This is a genomic window from Cupriavidus sp. KK10 (assembly GCF_018223725.1).
GTDB classification, from domain to species: Bacteria; Pseudomonadota; Gammaproteobacteria; order Burkholderiales; family Burkholderiaceae; genus Cupriavidus; species Cupriavidus necator.
On sequence record NZ_CP073677.1, the window covers coordinates 2,108,439 to 2,133,900 of the forward strand.

At 67.2% G+C, this 25,462-nt stretch carries 25 protein-coding genes and 1 pseudogene; 10 read left to right on the forward strand and 16 right to left on the reverse strand.

The window, feature by feature from the left end; translation table 11 throughout:
• Positions 1-149: 149 nt before the first annotated feature.
• From KB879_RS10180 to hppD, 3 genes are all read right to left on the reverse strand, one after another.
• Positions 150-1,346, reverse strand: coding sequence for an amino acid aminotransferase (locus KB879_RS10180; protein ID WP_013952715.1), 1,197 nt, complete (start codon positions 1,344-1,346; stop codon positions 150-152).
• A gap of 108 nt (positions 1,347-1,454) precedes the next feature.
• Complete coding sequence (locus tag KB879_RS10185) at positions 1,455-2,849, reverse strand: amino acid permease (protein WP_013952716.1); 1,395 nt, start codon at positions 2,847-2,849, stop codon at positions 1,455-1,457.
• A gap of 187 nt (positions 2,850-3,036) precedes the next feature.
• Entirely contained in the window at positions 3,037-4,116 is a 1,080-nt protein-coding gene (hppD, locus tag KB879_RS10190) for a 4-hydroxyphenylpyruvate dioxygenase (RefSeq protein ID WP_013952717.1), read from the reverse strand.
• 229 nt (positions 4,117-4,345) lie between these two features.
• On the opposite strand from hppD, the gene KB879_RS10195 reads away from it, so the two are divergent.
• On the forward strand, positions 4,346-4,819 hold the full coding sequence (locus tag KB879_RS10195; RefSeq protein ID WP_010812428.1) for an Lrp/AsnC family transcriptional regulator: 474 nt from the start codon (positions 4,346-4,348) through the stop codon (positions 4,817-4,819).
• 44 nt (positions 4,820-4,863) lie between these two features.
• On the opposite strand, the gene KB879_RS39295 is transcribed toward KB879_RS10195, so the two are convergent.
• The 4 genes and pseudogenes from KB879_RS39295 to KB879_RS39310 all read right to left on the reverse strand — a co-directional run bounded on the left by KB879_RS39295 (position 4,864) and on the right by KB879_RS39310 (position 6,396).
• On the reverse strand, positions 4,864-5,220 hold the full coding sequence (locus KB879_RS39295; protein ID WP_249221353.1) for a hypothetical protein: 357 nt from the start codon (positions 5,218-5,220) through the stop codon (positions 4,864-4,866).
• A gap of 32 nt (positions 5,221-5,252) precedes the next feature.
• Positions 5,253-5,309 (reverse strand): annotated as a pseudogene (locus KB879_RS39300) (hypothetical protein); the annotation flags it as partial.
• On the reverse strand, positions 5,285-6,169 hold the full coding sequence (locus KB879_RS39305; RefSeq protein WP_249221277.1) for a HAMP domain-containing sensor histidine kinase: 885 nt from the start codon (positions 6,167-6,169) through the stop codon (positions 5,285-5,287). The pseudogene KB879_RS39300 and the gene KB879_RS39305, both read right to left, overlap by 25 nt.
• 14 nt (positions 6,170-6,183) lie before the next feature.
• The gene (locus tag KB879_RS39310) at positions 6,184-6,396 is read right to left on the reverse strand and encodes a hypothetical protein (RefSeq protein WP_249221354.1); all 213 of its coding nucleotides are present in this window, start codon (positions 6,394-6,396) and stop codon (positions 6,184-6,186) included.
• A gap of 136 nt (positions 6,397-6,532) precedes the next feature.
• On the opposite strand from KB879_RS39310, the gene KB879_RS10205 reads away from it, so the two are divergent.
• Together KB879_RS10205 and KB879_RS10210 are read left to right on the forward strand one after the other, a co-directional pair.
• A complete protein-coding gene (locus KB879_RS10205) occupies positions 6,533-6,775 on the forward strand; it encodes an Hpt domain-containing protein (RefSeq protein ID WP_228772383.1) in 243 nt (80 codons plus the stop codon).
• A gap of 212 nt (positions 6,776-6,987) precedes the next feature.
• A complete protein-coding gene (locus KB879_RS10210) occupies positions 6,988-7,494 on the forward strand; it encodes a hypothetical protein (protein WP_211981197.1) in 507 nt (168 codons plus the stop codon).
• Positions 7,495-7,503: 9 nt separating this feature from the next.
• Here the strand turns inward: KB879_RS10210 and KB879_RS10215 are convergent, their stop codons facing one another.
• From KB879_RS10215 to KB879_RS10225, 3 genes are all read right to left on the reverse strand, one after another.
• Positions 7,504-8,103, reverse strand: coding sequence for a TetR/AcrR family transcriptional regulator (locus KB879_RS10215; RefSeq protein ID WP_211981198.1), 600 nt, complete (start codon positions 8,101-8,103; stop codon positions 7,504-7,506).
• Between the two features lie 150 nt (positions 8,104-8,253).
• Positions 8,254-9,156, reverse strand: coding sequence for a patatin-like phospholipase family protein (locus tag KB879_RS10220; RefSeq protein WP_211981199.1), 903 nt, complete (start codon positions 9,154-9,156; stop codon positions 8,254-8,256).
• Positions 9,157-9,382: 226 nt separating this feature from the next.
• Positions 9,383-10,114 carry a YceH family protein gene (locus tag KB879_RS10225; RefSeq protein WP_211981200.1) on the reverse strand — a complete coding sequence of 244 codons (732 nt, stop codon included), beginning with the start codon at positions 10,112-10,114 and terminating at the stop codon, positions 9,383-9,385.
• 195 nt (positions 10,115-10,309) lie between these two features.
• Between KB879_RS10225 and KB879_RS10230 the strand changes: the two genes are divergently transcribed.
• Positions 10,310-12,046, forward strand: a complete 1,737-nt coding sequence (locus KB879_RS10230; RefSeq protein WP_013952724.1) for an FAD-dependent oxidoreductase — start codon at positions 10,310-10,312, stop codon at positions 12,044-12,046.
• Positions 12,047-12,057: 11 nt separating this feature from the next.
• On the opposite strand, the gene ada is transcribed toward KB879_RS10230, so the two are convergent.
• Positions 12,058-13,128, reverse strand: coding sequence for a bifunctional DNA-binding transcriptional regulator/O6-methylguanine-DNA methyltransferase Ada (gene ada, locus KB879_RS10235; RefSeq protein WP_211981201.1), 1,071 nt, complete (start codon positions 13,126-13,128; stop codon positions 12,058-12,060).
• An 8-nt stretch (positions 13,129-13,136) separates the two neighbouring features.
• A complete protein-coding gene (locus KB879_RS10240) occupies positions 13,137-13,913 on the reverse strand; it encodes a 2OG-Fe(II) oxygenase (protein WP_371827410.1) in 777 nt (258 codons plus the stop codon).
• A gap of 235 nt (positions 13,914-14,148) precedes the next feature.
• Here KB879_RS10240 and KB879_RS10245 point away from each other — a divergent pair, with 235 nt between their 5' ends.
• Entirely contained in the window at positions 14,149-14,628 is a 480-nt protein-coding gene (locus KB879_RS10245; protein ID WP_013952727.1) for a nuclear transport factor 2 family protein, read from the forward strand.
• A 104-nt stretch (positions 14,629-14,732) separates the two neighbouring features.
• On the opposite strand, the gene KB879_RS10250 is transcribed toward KB879_RS10245, so the two are convergent.
• Complete coding sequence (locus KB879_RS10250) at positions 14,733-16,451, reverse strand: dipeptidase (protein ID WP_238553128.1); 1,719 nt, start codon at positions 16,449-16,451, stop codon at positions 14,733-14,735.
• Between the two features lie 305 nt (positions 16,452-16,756).
• On the opposite strand from KB879_RS10250, the gene KB879_RS10255 reads away from it, so the two are divergent.
• From KB879_RS10255 to KB879_RS10265, 3 genes are all read left to right on the forward strand, one after another.
• Positions 16,757-17,488 (forward strand): glutathione peroxidase, encoded by a 732-nt coding sequence (locus tag KB879_RS10255; RefSeq protein WP_013952729.1) that lies wholly within the window; start codon positions 16,757-16,759, stop codon positions 17,486-17,488.
• A 141-nt stretch (positions 17,489-17,629) separates the two neighbouring features.
• Positions 17,630-19,021 carry a dihydrolipoyl dehydrogenase gene (locus tag KB879_RS10260; RefSeq protein WP_211981203.1) on the forward strand — a complete coding sequence of 464 codons (1,392 nt, stop codon included), beginning with the start codon at positions 17,630-17,632 and terminating at the stop codon, positions 19,019-19,021.
• A gap of 107 nt (positions 19,022-19,128) precedes the next feature.
• Positions 19,129-19,677 (forward strand): TetR/AcrR family transcriptional regulator, encoded by a 549-nt coding sequence (locus KB879_RS10265; RefSeq protein WP_211981205.1) that lies wholly within the window; start codon positions 19,129-19,131, stop codon positions 19,675-19,677.
• Positions 19,678-19,734: 57 nt separating this feature from the next.
• Here KB879_RS10265 and KB879_RS10270 read toward each other — a convergent pair whose 3' ends face one another.
• Together KB879_RS10270 and KB879_RS40365 are read right to left on the reverse strand one after the other, a co-directional pair.
• A complete protein-coding gene (locus tag KB879_RS10270) occupies positions 19,735-20,085 on the reverse strand; it encodes a BrnA antitoxin family protein (protein WP_013952732.1) in 351 nt (116 codons plus the stop codon).
• On the reverse strand, positions 20,069-20,242 hold the full coding sequence (locus tag KB879_RS40365) for a BrnT family toxin (RefSeq protein WP_330995914.1): 174 nt from the start codon (positions 20,240-20,242) through the stop codon (positions 20,069-20,071). The genes KB879_RS10270 and KB879_RS40365 overlap by 17 nt, the downstream gene beginning before the upstream one ends.
• A gap of 345 nt (positions 20,243-20,587) precedes the next feature.
• Here KB879_RS40365 and KB879_RS10280 point away from each other — a divergent pair, with 345 nt between their 5' ends.
• A complete protein-coding gene (locus KB879_RS10280) occupies positions 20,588-22,795 on the forward strand; it encodes a TonB-dependent siderophore receptor (RefSeq protein WP_211981206.1) in 2,208 nt (735 codons plus the stop codon).
• Positions 22,796-22,846: 51 nt separating this feature from the next.
• Here the strand turns inward: KB879_RS10280 and KB879_RS10285 are convergent, their stop codons facing one another.
• Positions 22,847-23,521 (reverse strand): SOS response-associated peptidase, encoded by a 675-nt coding sequence (locus tag KB879_RS10285; protein ID WP_211981208.1) that lies wholly within the window; start codon positions 23,519-23,521, stop codon positions 22,847-22,849.
• Between the two features lie 240 nt (positions 23,522-23,761).
• Between KB879_RS10285 and KB879_RS10290 the strand changes: the two genes are divergently transcribed.
• On the forward strand, positions 23,762-25,414 hold the full coding sequence (locus KB879_RS10290) for an AMP-binding protein (protein ID WP_013952735.1): 1,653 nt from the start codon (positions 23,762-23,764) through the stop codon (positions 25,412-25,414).
• The last annotated feature ends 48 nt before the right edge of the window (positions 25,415-25,462 follow it).

Genomic DNA, 25,462 nt, shown 5'->3' on the forward strand with positions numbered 1-25,462 from the left:
CGATGGCCTGAGGAAAGCCAGGGGAAGCCGTGGCTGGAAAGTCAAAAACTCCACGGCGTTTGTTGTAGAAATTACGCTGGCGCGTCCCATGCGCCGCAAAAAAAACGGCGCCCGAAGGCGCCGCCTGGTAATGCCGTCTGCCGTCAGGTTTAGCCCTGCAGCACACTCCCGATGGCCTTGGCCACGATGCCGACATTGCGCTCGTTCAGCCCGGCCACGCACATGCGGCCCGAGCGCAGCAGGTACACGCCGTGCTGCTCGCGCAGGCGCTCGGCCTGGTCGGCGGTGAGGCCGGTGTAGGTGAACATGCCGCGCTGGGTCAGGTAGCGCGACAGGGCCTCGCCGCTGACATGGTCGCGCAGGTTGTGGTGGATCGCCTCGCGCATGCGCGCGATGCGGTTGCACATCTGGGCCAGTTCTTCTTCCCACAGCTGGCGCAGCTCGGGCGTGGTCAGCACCTTGGCCACCACGCGCGCGCCGTGCGTGGGCGGGTTGCTGTAGTTGGCGCGCACCGCGCCGGTCAGCTGGCCCAGCACGTTGGCGGCTTCGCCGGCGGTGTTGCAGAACACGCTCAGGCCGCCGCAGCGCTCGCCGTACAGCGAGAAGTTCTTCGAGAACGAGTTGGCCACCAGACAGGGCACATCCTGCGCCACCAGCTCGCGGATGGCGAAGGCGTCGTCTTCCAGGCCTGCGCCAAAGCCCTGGTAGGCCATGTCGACAAACGGCAGCAGCTGGTTGGCCTTGAGCAGCGCGATCAGCTGGCGCCACTGGTCCTGGTTCAGGTCCACGCCGGTCGGGTTGTGGCAGCAGGCGTGCAGCAGCACGATGCTGCCCGCGGGGATGGCGCGCAGCGCGTCCATCATCGCGTCGAACTTCAGGCCGCCGGTGGCGTCGTCATAGTACGGGTAGGTATTGACGGTGAAGCCGGCGCGCTCGAACACCACGCGGTGGTTTTCCCAGCTGGGATCGCTGATCCACACCTGCGCCTGCGGGTAGTAGCGCTTGAGGAAATCAGCGCCCACGCGCAGCGCGCCCGAGCCGCCCAGCGTCTGCAGCGTGGCGATGCGGCCGGCGGCGCGCGCCGGCGAGTCTTCGCCGAACACCAGCGCCTGCACCGCGTTGCGGTAGGCCACCAGGCCCGACATCGGCAGGTAGGGGCGCGGGCCCATGTCGGCCAGCAGCGCGGCTTCGGCCTTGGCCACGGCCTGCATCACCGGCAGGCGGCCCTCGTCGTCAAAGTAGATGCCGATGCTCAGGTTGACCTTGTCGGTACGCGGGTCGCGCTGGAAGTCCTCGTTGAGCGAGAGGATCGGATCGCCGGGAAATGCCTCGATGTGTGCAAACATGGGGTGCGATGGAATTGGGTCGGGGGGCAGCTGCCGCGGCGCAGGGGGCGTCGCGCAGCCTGAATTCTAACCGGCGGCGCCCGCAGCCTGCAGGCGCCGCCTTGCCGCTCAGCGCAGTTGCTGGGCGGCCACGCCGCTTTGCAGCGCGGCGGCCGCGTTTTTCTGGCGCACCAGGTAGCTCACGCCGAGCACCACCAGCCACACCGGGATCAGGTAGACCGAGAGGCGCAGGCCAGGCGTCAGGTACATCACCACCAGGATGCCGGCCAGGAACACCAGGCACAGGTAGTTGGTGAGCGGATAGCCCCAGCTCTGGAACTTCGTGGCCTGGCCCGCGCGGCGCTTGTCGGCGCGGAACTTCAGGTGGATCAGGCTGATCATCGCCCAGTTGATGATGAGCGCCGACACCACCAGGCCCATCAGCATCTCAAACGCCTTGCCGGGCATGAAGTAGTTGATCACCACGCAGGCCGCGGTGGCCACGGCCGAGAACGCCAGTGCCGTCAGCGGAATGCCGCGCTGGTTGACCTTGAGCAGCGCCTTGGGGGCGTTGCCTTGCTGGGCCAGGCCGTACAGCATGCGGCTGTTGCAGTACACGCCGCTGTTGTAGACCGACAGCGCCGCAGTCAGCACCACCACGTTCAGCACATTGGCCACCCAGTTGCTGTTCAGCGCGTGGAAGATCAGCACGAACGGGCTGCCGCCGGTGACCACGTTCTCCCACGGGTACAGCGACAGCAGCACTGCCAGCGCGCCCACGTAGAAGATCAGGATGCGGTAGATCACCTGGTTGGTGGCCTTGGGGATGGTCTTCTCGGGCGAATCCGCCTCGGCCGCGGTGATGCCCACCAGCTCCAGCCCGCCGAACGAGAACATGATCACCGCCATGGCCATCACCAGGCCGCCCATGCCGTTGGGGAAGAAGCCGCCGTGCTGCCACAGGTTGGCCACGCTCGCTTGCGGGCCGGCATTGCCGGACACCAGCAGGTAGCCGCCGAAGCCGATCATGCCGATGATGGCCGCGACCTTGATGATCGAGAACCAGAACTCCATCTCGCCGAAGGATTTCACGCTCGACAGGTTGATCGCGTTGATGATCACGAAGAAGGCCAGCGCCGAGACCCAGGTCGGGATCTCGGGCCACCAGTACTGCACGTAGATGCCAACGGCCGAAAGCTCGGCCATGCTCACCAGGATGTACAGCACCCAGTAGTTCCAGCCCGACAGGAAGCCGGCGAAGTGGCCGCAGTATTTGTCGGCGAAGTAGCTGAACGAGCCGGCAACGGGCTCGTCCACCACCATCTCGCCCAGCTGGCGCATGATGAAGAACGCCACGATGCCGGCGATCGCATAGCCCAGCAGGACCGAGGGGCCCGCCATCTTAATGGTCTGGGCGATGCCCAGGAAAAGGCCGGTGCCGATGGCGCCACCCAGCGCGATCAGCTGGATATGCCGGTTCTTCAGGCCGCGCTTGAGCGTGCCGTCATTGCTGCTTGCATGCATTCAGTTGTTTCCTCTACCCATTCTCATGGAATGCGGGCCCGCGTTTCTGGCTTGTATTGAGTCGAACGCTTGGGCCTGGGGGACGTCACCACCCGCGCGGCAGGGTGACTGCCGCGAAGGTGGTGTGCGCGTTTCCGGACCCGGCTGTGCCCGTCAAGGGCTGCCGGTCAGGGAAGGCCGATGCCGGTCAGGCCTCGACCTTGAGCGTGCCGCGTTCGATCTGGTCGCGTTCCAGCGACTCGAACAGGGCCTTGAAGTTGCCTTCGCCGAAGCCTTCGTCGCCGCGGCGCTGGATGAACTCGAAGAACACCGGGCCGAGCGCGGTCTTGGAGAAGATCTGCAGCAGCAGGCGAGGCTTGCCGCCTTCGGTGGTGCCGTCCAGCAGGATGCCGCGCGACTTCAGTTGCTCCACAGGCTGGCCGTGGCCGGGCAGGCGCTTGTCCAGTGCTTCGTAGTAGTAGTCGTTCGGCGCGGTCATCAGCGGCACGCCTGCCAGTTGCAGGCGGTCGATGACCTCGATCAGGTTGTCGGTCAGGAAGGCGATATGCTGGATACCCTCGCCGTTGAAGGCCATCAGGAACTCTTCGATCTGCCCGGCGCCCTTGGACGATTCCTCGTTCAGCGGGATGCGGATTTTACCATCCGGCGCGGTCATCGCCTTGGAGGTCAGGCCGGTGTATTCGCCCTGGATGTCGAAGTAGCGGATTTCGCGGAAGTTGAACAGCTTTTCGTAGAAATTGGCCCAATAAGCCATGCGGCCACGGTAGACGTTGTGGGTCAGGTGGTCGATCAGCTTGAGGCCGTGGCCGACCGGGTGGCGGTCGACGCCTTCGATGAATTCGAAGTCGATGTCATAGATCGACTTGCCTTCCTCGAAACGGTCGATCAGGTACAGCGGCGCGCCGCCGATGCCCTTGATCGCGGGCAGGCGCAGTTCCATCGGGCCGGTCGGGATCTCCACCGGCTGTGCACCCAGTTCCAGCGCGCGGGCGTAGGCCTTGTGCGAATCCTTGACGCGGAAAGCCATGCCGCAGGCGCTCGGGCCGTGTTCGGCGGCAAAGTAGGCGGCGTGGCTGTGCGGCTCGCGGTTGACGATGAAGTTCACTTCGCCCTGGCGGTACAGCACCACGTCCTTGGAGCGGTGCTTTGCCACCAGCGTAAAGCCCATCTGCTCGAACAGCGGCTCAAGCACGTTGGGGGTGGGCGAGGCGAATTCCACGAATTCGAAGCCCATCAGCTGCATCGGGTTGTCAAACAGGTCGGCCATGGCTTTCTCACTAAAGGGGCGGGAAATAATATTGTGGCGGCGGCACTTGGCGGCGGGGTCGTGCCGGTGTCAGTCGGCTCGGCGGAACCTCTTACAGGACATGCCTGTAGTGCGCTTGCTTGGGATGCAGTGTATATTCCGGACGGCAAAATTGGATTTCGTAAAACAGGCAGGGAAACCCTAGATTATGAAATCTGATTGCGTGAATCGCTGATATGAGGAAATCAAAGTGCAATCGATCGAGCTGGACCGTACCGATCGCCGCTTGCTGGGGGTGTTACAGGAGCAGGGGCGGGCTTCCAACCTGGAACTGGCCGAGGCCATCGCGCTGTCGCCGGCGCAGACTTTGCGGCGCCACCGCCGCCTGGAAGAGGCCGGGCTGGTCAAGCGCTACGAGGCGCGGCTGGACGCGGCGGCGCTGGGCTTTGGCGTGGTGGCCTTTATCCATGTGACGATGGAGCGCGGGCATATCCGCGACCTGTCCAACTTCAAGCGCCTGGTGGCGGAGCTGGCACAGATCCAGGAATGCTTCTCGGTGACCGGGGATATCGACTACGTGCTGAAGGTGGTCGCCAAGGACCTGAAGTCGCTGTCTGACTTCCTGCTCGATACGCTGATGCGTATCCCGGGTGTCAGCGGCGTGAAGTCCAGCGTGTGCCTGGACGAGATCAAGTGCACCAGCGCGGTGCCGCTGGAGGCCTGAGCGGGCTTAGTCTTCCGGCTGGTCGAGGCGGTCGCACTGCACGTTCATCGCCCGGCACACATGCGCACCATGACGGACCGCGAGCCGGGCTTGACGCCGCAGTGGGCGGCCTCGTCACGCGTGCCGGCCTGGCGATCGGGCGTGCTGGCCTGCACTGGCACGGCCACCCTGCGCGCCCGGCAGCCACTGGCGCAGGCTTTTGCCACCGCCGCATCCAGCACCTGCAGGCCAACCGGCTTGACGATCACGGCATTCATGCCCGCCGCCAGTGCCGCGGCGTGGTCCGCCGCGACGGCGCTCGCCGTGCAGCCGATCGCCGGCACGCCGCCGCAGGCATCCTTGCGCGCGCGCACCGCCCGTGCGAATGCCAGGCGTCCATGACCGGCATGGCGCAGTCGCACCCGATCACGTCGAAGCTGGCCTGGTCCTGCCTGGCCAGCGCTTCGCGGCCATCACAGGCGGTGCTTACGCGGTGGCCCAGGTGTTCCAGCTGGCGCTGCAGCAGCAACCGGTTGGGCGCATGGTCCTCGACCACCAGGACGTTGACCCGGCGCCGTGCGCAGCCCGCCGTGGGCGGCGGCACGGCTCGGGCAGTTCCGTGGCGACGGCAAGCGTCAGCGGCAGCGTCACCATGACGCGCGTGCCCTGGCCCGGCTGGCTGGACAGCGAGATCTGGCCTCCCATCGCGCTGGCCAGGCGCTGGCAGATTGCCAGCCCCAGCCCGGTGCCGCCGGCATGGGGGCGGGTGCGGTCATGCACCTGTTCGAAGGGTTCAAACATCCGCGCCTGCGCGTCGGCGGGAATCCCGATGCCGGTGTCGGAGACGGTCAGCATGACCTGCTGCACGCCGTCGCGAGGCGCCAGCGCGTCAAGCCTGACATGGATCGTGCCGCTGTCGGTGAAGCGCACCGCGTTGGACACCAGGTTGGCCATGATCTGACGGAAACGCAGCGCATCGACCTGGTGCAGTGGCGCGACGGCGGCGCCGATGCCGCTGGTCAGTGGCAGGCCCTTCTGCGCCGCCACCGGACCGAAGATCAGCAGCGTATCCTTGACCAGCCCGGGCAGCGAAACGGGTGCCGGGTGGATGCTGAACTTGCCGGCCTCCATCTTGGACAGGTCCAGGATGTCGTCGATCAGCGCCTGCAGGCCCAGCGCCGACTTGTGCGCGGTGACCAGCTGCAGGCGTTCCTGCTCGGCCAGCTGGCAGCGCGCCAGGGTCAGCTCCAGCATGCCGGTGACGGCGTTCATCGGGGTGCGGATCTCATGGCTGACCGAGGCCAGGAAGGTGGACTTGGCGCGGTTGGCGGCCTCGGCTTCGGTCTTGGCGTGCGCCAGCTCGGCCAGCATGTCGTGGCGTTCGGTCAGGTCGACGTGCAGGTGATGAGCCGCAGCGAGGCATCGCGCAGGTAGACGGGCTGGGGAATGCCGTCGAGCAGCGCCGACTGGATCGCGATGTTGTCCTTCAGCGCAATCTCCGCGGCCCGGCGCCGGCGCACCTCGCGATACAGCACGAAGATCCATGCCAGCAGGCATGTCGTCAGCAGGCAGAGCAGTCCGGTCGTCCACCCCAGCACCTGCCAATGCGCCTGTGGCCTTGCGTGCGGTGGTGGGGCGCTGCGGGGCGCTGGCGTGCGGATCGCCGGTGGCGGGGCTGGTTGCAGGGCAGGTGCCTCGGGCGAGGCAACAGGCCTATCAGCCAGGGATGGCACCATGGCGGGCGCTGGCGCGGGCCGCCCTCCGGACGGTGCGCTCGACACGGTGCGCAGCGTCGCCCACCGGCTCAAGGCATCTGCCCACTACGTCGGCTGCCACGGCTTGCGTGCTTTCGCCCAGCGCCTGGAGCACGCCGCCGGCGACGGCGATTCCGCCAACGCTGCTGCGCTGGCCGCGATCGTGGCGCCTACGGTAGCGCGGCTGCTCATCCTGCTCGCGGCGCTGCCATCAGAAAAATAAGACCGCGGCGGTCGCCGGCAGGTCCGGTGCGGGAATACACCGGATTGGCCCGGTGAGGTCGGTTGATTATGCTCGGATATATCAGGGCGGCGATTTTCAATATTCTGGAATTAATGGCGCCGATTAATGCGGTGCGGATTTATATGACGGCACGGGCGCCAGATTTTAATTTCGGCGGGACGGTAGTTTGACGATATTTTCCGGGAGCGGGCATGGGTCAGATCATGGCGTCAATGCCGGATTCGGCGTTCTATTTCCACCTGGCGGCGGTGACGATGCTGCTGCTGGGGTTGGCGGTGTATCGCGTGGTGTCGCACGTGTTGGCCACCCCGGACGGGCGCAAGGCCCGCGCGCAGCGGCTGGCACGGGTCACCGCGGGGCGGCTGCTGGCGCTCGGTGGTATCTGGACCGCCATTGCCTATGGCCACGGCGCCTGGGAGCGGGCCGGCGCGCATAACTGCCGGCACCTGCCGTCGTTGGATGCTGCTGCGCGGTACGCAGCGGAATACTGCTATCTGGGCCGGGAGCGGGTGTTGCTGCGCATCTACGGCGTGGAGCGCAACCGCGTGCTGGCCCAGCGCACCTTCAACAGCAGCGGGCCGGTGCGGCTCAGTTGGGACGGCCAGGCCGTGGTCTTCGATGCCGCGGCGCCTGGCAAGGCAGGGCGCCTGGCGCTGCCGCCTACGCTGGGCGACCGGTTGCTGGCGCGGCTGCCCTGATCCGGCGCTTCACAACCAGTCCGCGTGCATGCGCACCAGCAAGGCGTCCAGCCCGGCCGGGGCCGGCAGGCGCGCCATCAGCCAGCGCACCGCTGCGGACAAGTCCTGGCCGTCATAGTCCGGTGCAAAGCTGTGCAGCGTGGCGCCGTGCAGGAAACAGCGCAGCGCCAGCCATTCCGGCTCTGGCGGCGCGTCCGGCGGCTGGCCGAACAGCATCTGCGGCACGGCCTCCAGCGGCGCACGCACGGCCGTGGCCAGGCGCGCGTCGCCACGCGTTGCCATCCACACCTCCAGTATGGCCAGCGAGGTATGCCGCTGTGGGCGGGTCGCCAGGACATGCAGCATCAGGTGCAGGCGCAGCGAAGGGCTGAGCGGGCCCAGCGCGGCCAGGCGCGCCGCCTCGCGCTCCAGCAGCCAGGTGAGCATGGCTGGCAGCAGGTCATAGCGGCCTTCGGGGAAATGGTGCCGCAGGGAGCCGCGGCTGCTGCCGGCCAGCTCGCACACGCGCGCTTCTGAAAAGGCCGCATAGCCTTGCTCGATGAGCAAGGCCGCGGCGGCGTCGATTAGGGACTGGCGGGTGCTGGCGCTGCGTTCGGCTTGGGTGGACATCTGTCGGATTGTAGCAATGGCCAGAGGGCAGCCTGGCGCGCGGGCAGCGTGGGCAGGCCTTGGTCCGCGTCGACAAGGGCCGGTACAAGGGCAACCAGTATGCGTCGCGGCACAATCCGTTCGTGTACTTCCAACCCGTGCTCAGCCGCTTCAGTGGGGCGCCGACGCCGGGATGTCGGCGCTGCAGCTAGGCGCCGCTTCGTCGTGCGAATGCGGCGCCAGCGCGCTAGGTATGCGCTGGCTGTCCAGCCCCTTGCCTTGCAGCCACTGCGCGGTGGTGGCCGCGGCGCGGTCGATCAGTTCGCCGCATTTGGAGTAGTCGTAGGGCGAGATGTCGAGCGGGCACAGCGGTGGCACCACGCTGATCTGCGCGCGGTCGGCGAAGTGCTGCAGGTCGTGCACGAGCTGGCGCGCCACCAGCAGCGAGAGCGCGTTGAACGCATGCTCCAGCGCGCCGCGCGGCGGGCGGCGCTCAGCACAGGTGAAGCCCGCGGGAAGCACGATCACGCGCGTGGCACCCAGTGCGACCGCGGTGGATACCGGGGTGTTGTTGGCCACGCCGCCGTCGATCAGCGTGCGGCCCTCGAACTGTACCGGCGGGAACACGCCGGGGATGGCCGCGCTGGCCAGCACCGCGTCGACGATGCTGCCGCTGGACAGCAAGACCTCGTCGCCGCTTTGCATGTCGGTCGCCACCACATGCAGCTGCAGTTCCGCTGCCTCCAGCCGCCGCGGCCCGAAGTGCTGCGCCAGCAGCGCGCGCAGCCCGGCCGCCTCGACCAGGTGGCCGCGGTTGCCGCCGAACATGCTCCAGACGCTGCGCCAGCTCCACGGCAGGATGTCCGAACGCCGGATGCCGCGCCACAGCGCGTCAAGCCGGCCGGCGCCGGCCACGCCCGGATTGCAGGCAAAGTAGGCGCCGTTGATGGCGCCGGCCGAGGCGCCGATCACGATATCGGGCATCACGCCCCACGCCACCAGTTCGCGCAGCATGCCGACCTGGATCGCACCCAGGCTGCCGCCGCCGGCAAATACGAAGGCTGTCTTGTCCATGTCTGCGCCGGTCTCCCTGTCCAGTCTGCGGTCCTGAGCAAAGCATAGGCGACATCCGGGCCATCGGGCAGGTCGAACGGCAAGTCGTCTGCCGCGCTACGGTCTGAGTCTGTGGCTCCGCCTTCGCAAGCTAATAACGCAATTAACCGCCTACAATATCCACCAACCACCAATGCTGTCTGGCAGCGGGGTGTTCGGTACCGTCAGGTATGGCGCAGGCGGGGTGTCAGTCGAGAAACTCGTCGACGGGGATGCCAAGTTGCCCGGCCATGTGTTCGACCAGGCTTTGCAGCTTCGCCACCTTCTCGGTCAGGGCCTGCTGCTCGGCGCGCAGCTGTTCGAGCTCGCCCGGCGAGGCGGTGGCGCCGCCGGTGGTGCGTTCGGCATCGTCGGCATCCGCTGCGGCGCTCACTTCGCCGCTCAGCAGGTGCATCCAGCGATTTTCGCGTGCGCCCGGCGCGCGCGGCAGCCGGACGACAAAGGGCGGCGCATGGCTGGCCAGTTCGTCAAGGAAGGCCTCGACCGACGAGATATCGGCAAAGCCGTGCAGGCGCGCGGTATTCAGGCGCAGCTCCGCTGCGGTCTGCGGGCCGCGCAGCAGCAGCAGCGCCAGCAGCGCGACGGACTGGCTGGGCACGGCTAGCACGCGCTGCATATTGTGTTCGAAGCGCGGCACGCGGCTGCTGCTGCCTTCAAAGACCAGGCTCAGGCCCTTGAGGCCGTCGATGGCTTCAAGGATCTCGGCCTCGCTGACGTTCATCACCGGGGCGCGGGCGGTCTTCTGGTTGCAGCCCGAGACCAGCGCATTGAGCGACAGCGGGTAGGTATCGGGCACGGTGTGCTGTTTTTCGACCAGCACGCCGAGCACGCGGCCTTCGACAGGCGTCAGGGGGCGCAATGCCGGACGGGCGGGACGGTCGCCAGTCTGGCTGGCGTCGGAATCATGGTTGGATTGCATCAAGACTGGTTTTTTGCTGAAGGTGACGGCGAATGCCGACACGCCGAGGCGCTCATTCAATCCCAAGCCGGCGCAATCCGCAACTGCGCCGTGCGATCCTCGCATTCTGCGCGCCGCGGTCTACTATCGATAGGCCGCGCGGCGGCAACCGGGAAGATGCGCCAGGGCAGGCGCGGGTCCAGACGGGGAGGGAGCATGGCGATTTCGCAGTCGGAGGCAATGGCACCGGATGAGGACACCGGCCCGGAAGCTGGTGGCGGCCTGGAAGCGCCGTATTCCACGCTTGAGTCACGCTGGCACCAGATGTTCCCGCAACTCAGCGCCGACGACATGGCGCGCGTGCGGCGCTTTGGCACGCCACAGAGCTGGCGCGCGGGCGAGAAGCTCTTTGCCATCGGCGAGACGGGCCGGGGCATGTACCTGATCGGCAGCGGCCGCGTGCGCCTGATGCGGCGCGACGGCCTGGGCCGCGAACACCAGATCACCGAGCAGGGACCCGGCCACTTCCTGGCCGAGGTCGGCACGCTCAGCGGCCGCCCGGCGCTGGTCGACGGCGTGGCAGTGACCGATACCCAGGGCTATTCAATCACACCCGAGCGGCTGCGTGCCCTGCTGGTGGCCGAGGCCGAACTGGGCGAGCGCATCATGCGCGCGCTGATCCTGCGCCGCGTGGGGCTGATCGAATTCGGCAGCGGGCCGGTGCTGGTCGGCCACGGTACCGAGCCGCAACTGGTGGCACTGCAGGCCTTCCTGCGGCGCAACGGCTACCCGCATACGGTCATCGATATCGACGCGGAACGTGACTGCTCATTGCTGCTCGATTATGCCAACGCGCCCGCCAGCGACTTCCCGCTGGTGATCTGCGCCGACGGCCGCGTGCTGCGCGCGCCGGACGAAGGGCAGCTGGCTTCGTGCCTGGGGCTGTTGCCGGAGTTCGATCCGGCCCATGTCTATGACGTGGTGGTGGTCGGCGCCGGGCCGGCCGGGCTGGCCACGGCCGTGTATGCCGCGTCCGAAGGCTTGTCGGTGGCGGTGATCGATTGCCGCTCGCCGGGCGGGCAGGCGGGCGCGAGTGCCCGGATCGAGAACTATCTTGGCTTTCCCACCGGCATCTCCGGGCAGGCGCTGGCCGGGCGCGCGTTCGTGCAGGCGCTGAAGTTTGGCGCGCATATCGCCATCCCGCTGGAGGTCAAGGCATTGCATTGCGGCGCGGACCCGATCCGGCTGGAGCTGGCCGATGGCCGCATGATTCCGACCCACACCGTGGTGATTGCCACCGGCGCGCAGTACCGGCGCCCGGACATCGCCGCGCTGGAGCACTTTGAAGGTCGCGGCGTGTACTACTGGGCTTCGCCGGTGGAGGCCAAGCTGTGCAAGAACGAGCCGGCGATGCTGGTGGGCGGCGGCAATTCGGCCGGGCAGGCAGCGGTCTACCTGGCCTCGCACGCGGCACACGTGCATATGCTGGTGCGCGGGCCGGGGCTGGCCGCCACCATGTCGCGCTACCTGATCGACCGCATCGGTTCGCTGCCCAATATCACGCTGCACACGCACGCGCAGATCAGCGCGCTGGCGGGGGAAGGGTGGCTCAGTTCGGTGCGCTACGAATGCCGGGCGGAAAGCCCGGCCCCGGTCACGATGGACGTGCGGCACCTGTTCCTGTTCATCGGCGCCGATCCCAATGCCTCGTGGCTGCGCACCTGCAACGTCGAGGTCGATGACAAGGGCTTCGTGCGCACCGGCGGCGGCGAGCTTGGCTGCGCGTCGGCGGTGCCGTATCCGCTGCAGACCAGCGTGCCGGGCGTGTTTGCCATCGGCGATGTGCGGGCGGGGTCGACCAAGCGGGTCGCCGCGGCGGTGGGTGAGGGCGCGGCGGTGGTGGCGCAGATCCACGACTACCTGGCTCGGGTGCAGGCAGCCGTGGCGCGCTGAGCGCGCGCCACTCAGGCTTGCGCCTCGCGCTCCAGCAGTTCGCGCTTGCGCGCCACGCCCCAGCGGTAGCCCGACAGGTTGCCGTCGCTGCGCACCACGCGATGGCAGGGAATGGCCACCGCCAGGTGGTTGGCGGCGCAGGCCTGCGCCACCGCGCGCACCGCACGCGGCGCGCCGATGCGGGCCGCGATCTCGGCATAGCTGGCGGTGCTGCCCGCAGGGATCTCCTGCAGGGCCTGCCATACACGCTGCTGGAACGCGGTGCCGCGCACATCCAGCGGCAGCGCCAGGCCGATAGACGGTGCCTCGATAAAGCCCACCACTTGCGCCACCAGTTGCTCGAACTGCGCATCGCCGCCGATCAGGTTGGCGCGCGGGAACTGGTCCTGCAGGTCCTGCACCAGCGTTTGCGGATCGTCGCCCAGCAGGATCGCGCAGACACCGCGCTCGCTCTGGGCCACCAGGATCGCGCCCAGCGAGCACTGGCCGATGGCAAAGCGGATATCGGTGTCAGCCCCACCCGCGTGGTAGCGCGTCGGGGTCATGCCCAGCACCGCGTCCGAGGTCTCGTAGAAGCGGCTGTTGGAGCCGAAGCCGGCGTCGTAGATCGCCTCGGTCACGGAGTCGCTGGTGCCCAGTTGCTCACGCAGCTTCCTGGCGCGATGCGCGGCGGCATAGGCGCGCGGCGTCAGGCCGGTGGCGGCCTTGAAGAGGCGGTGGAAGTGATAGGGGCTGACGCCCGCCGCACTGGCCAGTTCGGTCAGCGTGGGCAGGGTGTCGGCGGCCTTGATGCGGCGGCAGGCGTCGGCCACGATGGCTGCATGCTGGGCCGCCAGCGCAGGCGCGGCGGCACGGCGGCTGGGCCGGTAACCGGCGGCTTCGGCGGCGGCGGCGTTGTCGAAGAACTCGACATTGGCCGGATGCGGCAGGCGCGACGGGCTGCTCGGCAGGCAGTACACGCCGGTGGTCTTGACCGCATAGACAAAGGCACCGTCGGCGCCCGGATCGCGCGCCAGCACGCGGGCCCAGCGCGGGTCGCGTTCGATGGTGCTGGCTTCCGGTTGCTGTGTGGAACGGGTCATGGAATACCTCACGTGGCGTCGTGGAAGATGATGCCCAGCGTGTAGCGCTGGCCCGCGTGCAGCCGGCTGACGCCGTGCCGCAGGTTCACGCGGTAGCTGCCGCGGCTGCCCTGCACCGGGCGCTGGCTGACGGCGAATACCACCGCGTCGCCCTGGTGCAGCGTCACCACCTCGGCCCGCGACTGCATGCGCGGCCGCTGCTCGGTCATCACGAACTCTCCGCCGGTAAAGTCGCGGCCCGGCTCGGACAGCAGGATGGCGACCTGCAGCGGGAATACGTGCTCGCCATACAGGTCCTGGTGCAGGCAGTTGTAGTCGCCCGGGCCGTAGCGCAGCAGCAATGGCGTCGGGCGCAACTGGCCGGCGTCGTGGCAGCGGGCAAGATAGTCGGCGTGCGCGGCGGGATAACGCACATCGATGCCCATGGCGGCGTTCCAGCGGTTGGCCACCGGCACCAGGCGCGGATACAGCGCCGTGCGCAATGCGGCCACGGTGTCGGGCAGGGGGTAGCGGAAGTACTTGTACTCGCCCTGGCCAAAACCGTGCCGGCGCATCTCGATGCGAGAGCGGTACAGCGCGTCCTGCGCATAGCCGTCGGCAAGCGCGTCGCATTCGGCTGCCGACAGCAGGCCGCGGATCGCGGCGCAGCCGTAGTCGTCGAGTTCGCGTGCAATGGCCGCCCAGTCGGTGCCATCGACGCGGGTGGCGATATCGGCTCCGTGCCCACGCCCCCGCGCCGTGCCGCGCGCCGGCGGTATTGGCCTGCGCGGCCCTGCCACGGCCATTTCGGGGCGTTGTATCTGGCTGATGCTCACCGCGGGTCTCCTGTCTCTCGCTTGCATGGTGCCAACTTTAGGCCGCCCGCGTGCGCCTCGCACTCCGGGTCTTGCTTTTGAATTCTGCCCGACAGCCTGCCTTGACAAGACAGATCTGTCTATCAATAATGATACAGGTCTGTATCATAACGAGCAGGCTGTTCTTCCCACCTGATCCACCCTGTTTCAGCAAAGGAGTCTCCGCATGTCCGCACAAGCCGAAATCCGTCCGCCGTTGCCCCCATTCACCCGTGAATCCGCCATTGCCAAGGTCCGTGCAGCCGAGGACGGCTGGAACAGCCGTGACCCCGAGCGCGTGGCGCTGGCCTATACGGTCGACAGCGCCTGGCGCAACCGTGCGGAATTCGTCAACGGCCGCGCCGACATCGTCGCCTTCCTGCAGCGCAAGTGGCAGAAGGAGCTGGATTACCGGCTGATCAAGGAGCTGTGGGCGCACGACGGCAACCGCATCGCCGTGCGCTTTGCCTACGAATGGCACGACGATTCCGGCAACTGGTACCGGTCATACGGCAATGAGAACTGGGAGTTCGATGAGGCGGGGCTGATGCGCAGGCGCTATGCCTGCATCAACGATGCGCCGATGAAGGCGGCGGACCGCAAGTTCCACTGGCCACTGGGCCGGCGGCCGGATGAACATGCGGGGTTGAGTGAACTGGGGTTGTAAGGCTGTTGGGTATCAGTACGGCGATATTCGCTGAACACCGCAAGCCAGCTCCCTCTCCCGCGCGTGGGAGAGGGGGGCGAACAATCGGACTTGGTAGAACAGCCTTACTGCATCTTGTCCAGGTTCCCGATCCGCACCAGCATCTCAGTGAACATCTGCATATCCAGGTTCAGGTCGGCAACTTCCTTGTACTCGCGCGCATTGTGCGCGGTGTACTTCTTGCCCGGCATGGCCGGCCCGAAGTTGATGGCATTGGGCATCAGCTTGGCGGTGGTGCTGCCGGCGGTGGAAACCGGCTTGGCTTCCAGCCCGGTGGTATCGCCAAAGATGTTCAGCAGGGTGGACAGCCACGCGCCCTTGGGATCACGCGCCATCCAGTTGCCCTGGTCGTACTTGATCTCGACCGGGCCATGGGTGGCGGCCCAGCCGAAAATACGCTTGGTGATCTTGCCGCCCAGCTCATCCGGGGTGCGGCCGCGCGGCATGCGCACGTTGGTGACCACGTCGACGTATTCGCCGCGCTCGCGCACCAGCGTGGGCGACATGGTCAGCGGGCCCATGAACGGGTCGCGGTAGGCCACCTCCATCCTGGTGCCGAGGTAGTCCAGCCCGTACAGGTCGTTCAGGTAGCGGACCGCGTTCAGGTAATGGTTCTCGGCAAATTGCACGCCGCTGGCCTGCAGGAACAGCGCCAGCCGCGGCAGCGGGTTGACCCCTTCCTCCGGGCGCGATCCGTGCGCCGAGACGCCGGTGACCTTGACTTCCACGTCGTTGCCGGCGCGCTTCACTTCGATGGAGAACTTGCCGCGCGGGGTGTGGCGGTGCAGGAATTCAGCGCGCGCCTGTTCCAGCGTGGCAGCCACGGCGGCAGCATCGCCGCCGGCAATGCGCGCGGTGGCGGTCTCGGGGATGGCGTTGGCCGAGGCCGCGCCGCGCATGGCAACGATGGCCGGTCCCTTGTAGTCGGGCTTGCCCTGCGCGCTCTTGCCGTCCGCTGCCTTGATGCCGAAGGACACGGTCAGTGTGCCCGCGCCTTTCTCCGCCACCACCGCGGGGTATTTGCTGTCGAGCACGACGTTGTACTCGGGCAGGGTGGTGTGCTGGCGGTAGTACTTCATGCCGTCGCCGCCGGTTTCCTCGGTGGTCTCGATCATCAGGCGGATGGTGCGCTCCAGCGGCACGCCGCTTTCCTTGACGGTCTTCATGGCATACATGACCGCGGCGATCGAGCCCTTGTCGTCGATGGTGCCGCGCCCGTACAGCGTGTCGCCCACGCGCGTCATGCGGAACGGATCCAGTTTGGTGCCGTCCTCCAGCACCCATTCCTCGGCCACCGCAGGCACCACGTCGGCGTGGGTCAGGATGCCGAAGGTATCCTTGGCGCCGCCGGGCAGCGTGACCTCGAAGACCCGGTTGTCGACATTGCGGTAGGCCAGCCCGAAGTCACGCGCCATGGCCTCGATCATCTTGCCGAACTCGATGATGGCGGGGTTCTCGTGCTGCGGGACCTTCTCGTCGCGCACGGTACGCAGCGCCACCATCCTGCCGATGGTGTCGATCACCCCGGCCTCGTTGTGGACGCGGTTGTAGACGCCCAGCAGGCGGCCGATATTGGCCAGGTTGTCGCCGGCCAGCGGCGACCGGGCTTGCCACGCCGCCACGGCCGGCGCCACCGAAGGCTCGGCTTTGGCCGCGGCGGCCATGAATGCCTGCAGGTCGGCGTGGGCTGCCGTTCGGGTGCCGGAGACCAGCGCATCCAGGGCCGGTTTCTTCAGGGTTTGCGCCTGCGCGGGGTGCGCCAGCATCAGTGACAGCGCGAGCATCGGGGCCCATCGGCAGAGAGACGGCAGGCGGCAAGGTCGGGTCATTGCGGACAAAAAGGGGAGTCTGAGTGGATGCCGCATGATAGGGCACTCGCCGGTATTTGCCGAAAAAATATGCTCTTGCGTGCGCGCGGATGAGGTGCCATTGCCGGCGCAATAGGGAGTGGCTATGCCGGATCAATAGCGTAAGGCAATCGTCGTAGTTAAAACGATGAATTGTACAAATCACATCCCGGTCGACAGAATGGGGCCTTCGCTGCAACCCGCAGCCGAAACCAACCCGATCCAGACCAAGGAGTGAACTGATGCTGCAATCCCGTGAAGGCCAACGCGTTCCCAATGTCGCTTTCCGCATGCGTGAAGACAACGAGTGGAAGACCGTCACCACCGGCGAGCTGTTCAACGGCAAGACCGTGGTCGTGTTCTCGCTGCCGGGCGCCTTCACGCCGACTTGCTCGTCGACCCACCTGCCGCGCTATAACGAGCTGGCGCCGGTGTTCGCGAAGCACGGCGTGGACGACATCCTGTGCGTGTCCGTCAACGACACCTTCGTGATGAACGAGTGGGCCAAGGACCAGGAGTCCGAGAACATCACCATGATCCCCGACGGCAACGGTGAATTCACCGAAGGCATGGGCATGCTGGTGGACAAGGCCGACCTGGGCTTCGGCAAGCGCAGCTGGCGCTATGCGATGCTGGTCAAGGACGGCGTGGTGCAGAAGATGTTCATCGAGCCGGAAGAGCCGGGCGACCCGTTCAAGGTCTCCGACGCCGACACCATGCTGGCCCACATCGCGCCGAATGCGCGCAAGCCGGACCAGGTGGTGGTGTTCTCCAAGGTCGGCTGCTCGTTCTGCGCCAAGGCCAAGCAACTGCTGGACGACAACGGCTTCGACTACATCGACGTGCCGCTGGACAACAAGGTGCGCGGCAAGGTGCTGGGCGCCGTGTCGGGCGAGATGACCGCACCGCAGGTCTTTATCAACGGCAAGCTCATCGGCGGCGCCGAGGCGCTGCAGCAGTACCTGGGCAAGTAAGCCGATTCCCCTTCCATCCCCCATCCGGGGACCGGCAGTCGCCGGACCCGATGGGGTCGCCTTGCCCGGCGGCATGGCGGCCCCATCCAGCCCGCTGATTGACACCAGTTTGACGCCATCAAGACAAAGGAAACGACCGCCATGACCACCATCCAGACCGACGTCGCCGTGATCGGCGCAGGCACCGCCGGCCTTGCCGCCTACCGTGCCGCGATTGCCGCGGGCAAGCGCGCCGTGATCATCGAGGGCGGCCCGTACGGCACCACCTGCGCGCGGGTGGGCTGCATGCCCTCCAAGCTGTTGATCGCTGCCGCCGAGGCCGCGCACGAACTGCGCCACACCGCGCCGTTCGGCGTGCACGTGGATGGGCAGGTCCGCATCGACGGCCGCGAGGTGATGGCCCGCGTGCGCAGCGAGCGCGACCGCTTTGTCGGCTTTGTGGTGCGCGGCGTGGAGAGCATCCCCGAAGCCGACCGCATCCGCGGCTATGCCCGCTTTATCGACAACACCACGCTGGAAGTGGATGGGCACACCATTGTGCGTGCCAGCCGCGTGGTCATCGCCACCGGCTCCACGCCGATGCTGCCGGCGCCGTTCCAGGCGTTCGGCGACCGCCTGATCGTCAATGACGATGTGTTCGCCTGGGAAGACCTGCCCGCCAGCGTGGTGGTGTTCGGCCCCGGCGTGATCGGGCTGGAACTGGGCCAGGCCTTGTCGCGCCTCGGCGTGCGGGTGCGCGTGTTCGGCGTCAGCGGCTCGCTCGGCCCGCTGACGGATCCCGTGATCCGCGCCTACGCGGCGAAGACCTTCAACGGCGAGTTCTATCTCGATCCGGACGCCAAGGTGACCGACATGGCCCGCGACGGCGACCAGGTGGTGGTGACCTACCTGGACCGCGAAGGCCGCAGCGTGACTGAGCGCTTCGACTATGCGCTGGTCGCCACCGGCCGCGTGCCCAATGTTCGCGGCCTGGGCCTGGAGCATGCCGGCCTGGCGCTGGATGCGCGCGGCGTGCCGCTGTTCGATGCGCGCACGCTCCAGTGCGGCAATGCGCCGGTGTTCATCGCCGGCGACGCCAACAACATCCTGCCGCTGCTGCACGAGGCCGCCGACGAGGGCAAGGCCGCGGGCGAGAACGCCGCCAGCTACCCGCAGGTGAAGCCGCTGGCCCGCCGCGCGCCGATCGCGGTGGTGTTCACGGACCCGCAGATCGCGATGGTCGGCCAGCGTTACGCCGACCTGGCCGAAGGCACGTTCGTGACCGGCGAGGTCAGCTTCGAGGACCAGGGCCGCAGCCGCGTGATGCTGAAGAACCGCGGCCTGATGCACGTCTATGCCGACAAGGCCTCGGGCCGCTTCCTGGGCGCGGAATGGACCGGCCCGCGTGCCGAGAACATCGCCCACCTGCTGGCGTGGTCCTACCAGCAGGGCCTGACGATCGGGCAGATGCTGGGCATGCCGTTCTACCACCCGGTGGTGGAAGAGGGCCTGCGTACGGCGCTGCGTGATGCGGAGGCAAAGCTGCAGGTCTGAGCGGGCCAGGTTTGCTAGACAGGTCTGTCTGTCATAGTATCGACCTATAGAGGCCGGGCGGCGCAGGGTGCTGTCCGGCCGCTCCCATTACCGACTCCGCAGCCAACATGGCCACGCCTTCCGCCCGCGACCGCATCCTCGACACCGCTGCCCGCCTGTTCTACCAGGAGGGCTACCGCGCCACCGGCATCGACAAGATCATTGCCGAATCCGGCGTCGCCAAGATGTCGCTCTACCGCCATTTCGCCTCCAAGAACGAGCTGATCTCGGCGTTCCTGGCGCGCCGCCATGATGAGTGGATGACCTGGTTCCGGCAGGACGTGGAAGTCCGGCTTGCCGCGCGCCCGCACCTGGACGTGATTGCTGACGCGCTGGCGGACTGGTTCAGCCGCGACTTCCGTGGCTGCGCCTTTATCAACGTGGTGGCCGAGGCGGGCGGCGACGCGCGCGCGGCGGAGCAGGCGGCGGCCCACAAGGCCGAGCTGGAGGCGTTCGTCGCCGACATCGCCACGCGCCTGGGCCTGGACCAGTCGCAAGCGGTGGCCGAGGAAGCCATGCTGTGCATCGAAGGCATGATCGTGCGCTACCAGATGCAGCCGGATGCGGCGGTGGTCGAGGCGGGGCGGCGGTTGCTGGGCCGGCTGCAGGCCGGCTGATTGGCTTGGGGGCTGCTCACTGAGGCTGAGGACTGCCCGACGCTTCCTTCGTCTGGCTTAGCGCCGCGGCAGTATCCGGTGCGATTTGGCGTAATCGCGCAGTGCGTCGTTCATCAGCGTTTGCCATCCGCTGCCGGTGGCCTTGTAGGCGTCCAGTACATCGGGATCGATCCGCAAGGTCTGGTTGACCTTGCGCTCGCCAGCCGGCTTGGCCGGCCTGCCACGGCGTTTCACCAGCGCATCGGCTTTTTCTTTTCCCACTACCTGCTCGGGTACCTTGCGCGCCGAGCGCATCCGCTTGATTTGCTCGGTCGGCAACGACACCGCATCGGGGTCTCCGGCAATGCCGCGCGCAATGGCGGCATCCTCCGCGGGCGTCGGCATGGTGAGGTCAGGTTTCCTGTTCATAGTCTCGCACCTCTCGGGAGTTGGCTTTACGCAGGCTGATTACCCGTAGCGTGTTGCCGCGTATGGTGAATACCGGGCAATACAGGCGCCGGCCAATCGGCCCATATGCGATGTAGCGGGTTTCGCCATATGGCTTGCGGTCATCGATCTCCAGCAGGGCGCTACCAAGTCCATCAACCCCGCGGCGGCCAGTGACAACCCGTGTTGACGTTGGTTGATAGCGTCCTTTGCCAAGTCAAACTCGATTTCCATTCGGATTTACTGTAGCAGCAAGAAATAGGGTGGTGCGACATTTTTATGCTACAGCGTTAATCCTGGCATCGTAGTAAAGCGGAAAACTGATCACTCTGCAGCAGGCAGTCCAGGGGGCCATAGAAAATGTCTCTCTTCTGACACATTCAGGCTACAATCTGTTGTAATTGAGAATTAGTCGTATTCGTAATCAGGATTTTCCACTTGCCACGCCGCGCCTGCGGGGTAGCTACCTTCCGATCCCTGAGTGATGTATCTCCACCCCACCAAGCGGGCAAAGCCGCGCTTTGCCTGCCCCGTGCTTGTCACCCCGCGCGGCCTTTCGCTGACCACCCTTGTGCTGAGCCTGCAGGCGGGCGGCGTGTTTGCCCAAGCCGGCGAAGTGCCTGCGCCGGCAACGGCCAGCGCGGCGGCTGAACTGCCGGCCGTCACGGTCCGCGCCAGCAGTGACGACGAAACCGCCACCGGCCCGGTCCATGGCTTCGTGGCAAAACGCAGCGCCACCGCCACCAAGACCGACACGCCGGTGATGGAGACGCCCCAGTCGATCACCGTCATCACGCGCGACCGGATGGAGGCACAGGGCGCGCAGAGCGTGCAGCAGGCCATCGGCTACAGCGCCGGGGTCTATGCCGGCCCGTACGGCAACGATGCGCGTGGCGACTGGGGCAAGTTCCGCGGCACGGATTTCACGCAGTATCGCGACGGCCTGCTGAACCAGGTCGGCTTCTACAACAACGTGCGGCCCGATGTGTACGCGCTGGAGCGCATCGACGTGCTGCGCGGGCCGTCGTCGATGCTGTTCGGGCAGGGCGCGGTCGGCGGCATCCTGAACCTGGTCAGCAAGCGCCCGCAGCCTGAAGCGGCGCGCGAGATCGGCGTGCAGTTCGGCAACTACAACCGCAAGCAGGTGCAGGCCGACCTGACCGGCCCGCTCGATGCGGACGGCAAGTGGCTGTACCGGCTGGTGGCGCTGGCGCGCGACAGCGACACGCAGGTTGACTACGTCAAGGACAACCGCTACCTGATCGCGCCTTCGCTGACGTGGCGCCCGAGCCAGGACACCTCGCTCACGCTGCTGGCCAACTTCCAGCGCGATGAAAGCGGGACCTCGGTCGGCTTCTTCCCCTGGCGCGGCACGCTGCAGGCCAACCCGGCCGGCCAGATCCCCGATCACCTGTTTATCAGCGAGCTCGGCTTCGACCGCTACAACGCCGAGCAGGCGTCGGTGGGCTATGAGTTCCAACACAAGTTCAACGACACCGTGACGGTGCGGCAGAACCTGCGCTATTCGCACAGCACGGTGGACTACCGCAGCATCTACGCGACCGGCTTCAATGGCGCCGGCCACGGCTGGGTGGCGGGCAGCGATACGCTGATGCGCCGCACGGTTTACCTGAACCAGCCCACGCTGAACTCGTTCGCGGTCGATACCCAGGCGCAGACCAACTTCCGCACCGGCCCGGTCCAGCACACACTGCTGACCGGCGTCGACTACCAGCACGCCGAGATCACGGGGCGCGCCGGGGTGGGGGGCACGGCCGCGCCGCTTAATGTGTTCAACCCGGTCTACGGCAATTTCACCCTGCCGGGCACGCGCGACCTGAACCCCGCCACGCATGCGCAGACCGGCTTGTACGTGCAGGACCAGCTGTCGTGGAACAAGTGGCTGCTGATGCTGGGGCTGCGCTATGACTGGTCGCGCGCCGCGCAGGACAACACGCCTTCGGCCAGCCGCGACGACAGCGAGCTGACCAAGCGTGGCGGCCTGATGTACCGCTCGGACATCGGCCTCAACCCGTACGTCAGCTATTCCGAGTCGTTCCAGGGGCTGGCCGGCTTCAACAAGGCCAACCAGGCCTTCAAGCCGCTGCGCGGTTCGCAGTGGGAGGCGGGGATCAAGTACCAGCCGCCGGGCAAGAACGCCACGTTGACCATCGCCGCATTCGATATGCGCGAGAAAAACCGCAAGACCGCCGGCGTGGTCAACGGCATTCCCGATTCGGTCCAGGTGGGCGAGGCGCGTACACGCGGCATCGAGGTGGAGGCACTGGCCTCGCTGTCCAGCCGACTGGACCTGATCGCAACCTATACCTACCTGGATGCGCGCGTGATCGACGGCACGCCGGCCGAGGTGGGCAAGAAGCTGCCGAGCACGCCGTCGAACATGGCGTCGCTGTGGGCCAACTATCGCTTCAGGCTGTTTGGCGTGCCGGGCTTTGTCGCCGGCGGCGGGGTGCGCTATGTCGGTCCCAGCTATGACGGTGCCGACCAGAACCGGGTGGGCGGCGTCACGCTCTACGACGCGATGATCGCCTATGACCACGGCCCGCTGCGCGTCTCGTTGAATGCCAACAACCTGTTCGACAAGCAATTCCTGACCACCTGCCTGGCGCGCGGTGACTGCTACTTCGGCGCGCGCCGCACGGTGGTGGGCAGCGTTACCTACCGCTTCTGAGCCGCCTTGCGTGGGAGCGAGCCCGCGGCCATGGCGGCGAAAGCGGCGCGCTTACGCCGAGTCGGGGATTGGCGCTCCCTGCACTTTGGGCGCCGGTTCGGCCCGCATGGCGTCCGCGGGCAAGAGGGTCAGGAAGGTGCGCGCGACCTCGGGATCGCGGCAGGCGAGCCAGTCGTCCCACTGTTCACGCGGCACGATGACCACTGACCGTTTTTCATCGCCCGGCTTGTGGAAGCGCTGCATCACCGGGTGCTGGGCCGAGTTGATGGTCAGCATGGTGAAGGACAGCGACTGGTCCGGCCAGCTGCGCCACAGGCCCGCGATGCCGAAGGCCTGCTCGCCGGGTAGCCAGACGCGCCAGCGCACCGGCTTGCCGGACGTGCCGCCGGGCACTGCATCTTCGGGATACGCAAACTCATAGAACGCCGTGGCCGGCACCAGACACAACTGGCCCTGGCGCCAGTAGCGCGCAAAGGCGGGGCGCTCGCCCACGGTCTCGCTGCGGGCATTGGTGGTGTCAAAGCGCCGTGCGCCGGGCGGGATGCGCGGGCGCGGCACCATGCCGAACGAGGCCAGTGCGCCACTGCGCGCGCCATCGTCGGCGGCGCGCACGATCGGCGCCGCGTAGTCCGGATAGGTTTCAGCCTTGTACATCCCCGGCGGCGGTTCCACGCCGAAGATTTCGCGCAGGATCCGACGCTGGACCGGGGCGTAGTTGGTGCACATGCGCTGTCTCCTGGCGGTGATGCCCGTATCGTCGGCGCCGGGCGGTGCCGCGTCAAGGGTGGCTCGGGGTGCCTCAGGGCTCACGGCAGGAATGGCAAAAACCGTCAGCGGCGCTGGCGGAATCGGCTATTGCCTGCTCCCCTGGCGCTCGCGCACACTCTTGCGGCAGCCGCTGCGCGCCGCCATGCCGCGCGCACTGGCCACCTACCAAAAGGCACAAGCCGGAATACAGGAGACACCATGCGCGACTACGCCCAAGCCTTCGACGGATTTTCCTATGACGACGCCGTGGCACGGCAGCTGCACGGCAGCCTCGAGGCAATGAACGCCTGCGTCGAATGCTGCGACCGGCACGCGCTGCCCGGCCGTATCGCGCTGTTCTGGGAAGGGCGCGACGGCAATTCGCGCAGCTGGACCTTTACCGAGCTGCAGGCACTGTCCGCGCAGTTTGCCGGTTTCCTGAAGGCGCAGGGCGTGCAGCCGGGCGACCGCGTGGCGGGCCTGCTGCCGCGCAATGCGGAACTGCTGGTGACGATTCTCGGCACCTGGCGCGCCGGCGCGGTGTACCAGCCGCTGTTCACGGCCTTCGGCCCCAAGGCCATCGAGCACCGGCTCAATGCGTCCGGCGCGAAGATAGTGGTCACCGATGGCGCCAACCGCCCCAAGCTGGATGACGTGGATGGCTGTCCCGCCATCGTCACCGTGGCCGGCGACAAGGGCCGCGGCCTGGTGCGCGGCGACTTCAGCTTCTGGGCCGAGCTGGAACGCCAGCCGGCGTCGTTCGAGCCGGTGCCGCGCCGGGGCGACGACCCCTTCCTGATGATGTTCACCTCCGGCACCACCGGCCCGGCCAAGCCGCTGCTGGTGCCGCTCAAGGCCATCGCCGCGTTTGCCGGCTATATGCGCGACGCGGTCGACCTGCGCGCGGAAGATGCTTTCTGGAACCTGGCCGATCCGGGCTGGGCCTACGGCCTGTATTACGCGGTCACGGGCCCGCTGGCGCTGGGCCATCCCACCACCTTTTATGATGGCCCGTTCACCGTGGAGAGCACATGCCGTGTGATCCGCAAGTACGGCATCACCAACCTGGCCGGCTCGCCCACGGCATACCGGCTGCTGATCGCCGCGGGCGAGGCCGTGTCAGGCCCGCTGCGCGGGCGGCTGCGCGCCGTCAGCAGCGCGGGCGAGCCGCTCAACCCGGAAGTGATCCGCTGGTTCGCCAGCGAACTGGGCGTGACCATCCACGACCACTACGGCCAGACCGAGCTGGGCATGGTGCTGTGCAACCACCATGCGCTGGCGCATCCGGTGCGCATGGGCGCGGCCGGCTTTGCCAGCCCTGGGCACCGCGTGGTGGTGGTGGACGATGAACAGCGTGAACTGCCGCCGGGCCAGCCGGGCACGCTGGCGCTGGACCTGAAGCGCTCGCCGATGTGCTGGTTCGGCGGCTATCACGGCACGTCCACCAGCGGGTTTGCCGGCGGCTACTACCTGACCGGCGATTCCGCCGAGCTGAACGACGACGGCAGCATCAGCTTCATCGGCCGGGCCGACGACGTCATCACCACCTCGGGCTACCGCGTGGGCCCGTTCGACGTGGAAAGCGCGCTGATCGAACACCCGGCCGTGGTCGAGGCCGCGGTGATCGGCAAGCCCGATCCGGAGCGCACCGAGCTGATCAAGGCCTTTGTCGTGCTGGACCCGCAATATCGCGCCGCGCCGGAATTGGCCGAGGCGCTGCGCCAGCACGTGCGCAAGCGCCTGGCCGCCCATGCCTACCCGCGCGAGATCGAGTTCGTCGCCGAACTGCCCAAGACCCCCAGCGGCAAGGTCCAGCGCTTTATCCTGCGCAACCAGGAAGTGGCCCGTGCGCGCGAGGCAGCCGCTGCCTGAGAGCCGAGCCGTTCCCGGACCGCTTCCTATAATGAGGAAGCGGTTGCC